Source organism: Acinetobacter sp. 809848 (assembly GCF_000581275.1).
Taxonomy (GTDB): Bacteria; Pseudomonadota; Gammaproteobacteria; order Pseudomonadales; family Moraxellaceae; genus Acinetobacter; species Acinetobacter pittii.
The window spans coordinates 1-1,540 of the sequence record NZ_JEXG01000134.1 but is presented as its reverse complement, the minus strand read 5'-3'; the positions used below and the strand labels follow the sequence as shown (position 1 = coordinate 1,540).

General features: G+C 35.5%; 1 protein-coding gene and 1 pseudogene. Both read left to right on the top strand.

Going from position 1 to position 1,540, the window contains the following annotated elements:
* Positions 1-78: 78 nt before the first annotated feature.
* Positions 79-580, top strand: a pseudogene (locus J536_RS24335) (NUDIX hydrolase).
* Positions 581-976: 396 nt separating this feature from the next.
* Entirely contained in the window at positions 977-1,486 is a 510-nt protein-coding gene (locus J536_RS24330; RefSeq protein ID WP_032064250.1) for a GNAT family N-acetyltransferase, read from the top strand.
* The last annotated feature ends 54 nt before the right edge of the window (positions 1,487-1,540 follow it).

Below are 1,540 nucleotides of genomic sequence, written 5' to 3'. Positions count from 1 at the left end.
GTCGCCAATCCGCAAAATCCCTAAAAGTTTGTAGGATAAAGCGTACATTCAGAAATGATTTAACTTTTTAAAGTGAATATGAATAATAGCCACCTTATGACTTCAAGAAAAAAATCAAATGCGCATTAGAAAATCTTCAAGACTATTAGTTCTTAATGAAAATCATCAAACTTTATTATTTCAGTTTACTCATAAAAATGATGCTTTGGCTGGACAATCATATTGGGCAACCGTAGGTGGTGGGCTTGAAGAAGGGGAAACCTTCAAGCAAGCAGCTTGCCGAGAGCTTTATGAAGAGTTAGGCGTAGTCAGGCAAAATGTAGGGAATCATGTTGCAACACGCAATTTTGAAATGATGTTACCGAGTGCGGAAATGGTGATTTCTGAAGAAAGGCTTTTTATTGTTTTTATTAAAAATGAAGAAGTGAATACAGCAAACTGGTCAGAACATGAAAAGCTTGTGATTAGTAAAAGCCGTTGGTGGACGTTTGAAGAGCTAAGCCAAACAGATGAGATTGTTTATCCAAACAACATTCCTAATATTCTTGCAGATAGCCTACCTGAGATTTTTAATTCCTAGAATCTTCCAATATTCAGATATAAAAAAAGCCCGACGTCCTGTCGAGCTTTTTCGTATTTGGTTGCTAGATATGACTCCTGTCGTATCTCACGCTCCTGGTGCTTGAACCTATTATTGTTGTTTTATGTTCCGGAACATCCTGTTCCTGTATGAGTTCATATTAGGAAAAAAGAGGGATATCGCCAATCCGCAAAATCCCTAAAAGTTTGTAGGATAAAACGTACATTGAAACATGGTGTGAGGCATTTTGTAGTTACAGAGGGGGCGAATAGAGGAGGCTTACTTTTATACCTAATCATTGAAGATGCTGAGAAGAATAAGAGTTGCCATTAATAACAATATGTTATGTTTAAGTTTGGTTGTAAAAAGAACAATTTTATCGGGAGTAATCAATAAATGACCGTTATGTTGGTAAAACCTCATTTAAAATTTAAAGAGAGCTATAGCAACTATATTAATGAATTAGCAGATGAAGATCGTCACCCTTTGACAACGGAGTTTGACCATACAAATTTTGAATCATTTTTGAATAAACTGAGAGATTATGAAAAAGGGGAATCCCTAGAAGAAGGGCATGTTCCCAACATTACATATTGGTTAGTAGAAGGTAATGAAATTATTGGCGCGTCTAACTTGCGACTTAAACTCAATGAACAGATTGAATATTGTGGTGGACATATTGGTTTAGGTATTCGTCCTTCTAAACGTGGGCAGAATTTTGGCTCGAAATTGTTAGAGCTTACAATTCAGGAGGCATGGAAGTTAGGCCTAACGGAGTTACATATACATTGTTATAAATCTAATTTAGCTTCTGCAAAAACTATTCAAGCAAACAATGGTCGTCTTCATTCTGAAATTACTCTCAACCAAGTAGTTCAAAGGTATATTGTGAATAAAACAATATAAGAATTTTCTTTTAGAGCATTTTTAAACACCAATAAAAAAAGCCCGACATCCTGT

What these genes read in the sequence shown, in the direction of transcription:
- J536_RS24330 (WP_032064250.1), top strand. Translation starts at nt 977, where the DNA reads ATGACCGTTATGTTGGTAAAACCTCATTTAAAATTTAAAGAGAGCTAT.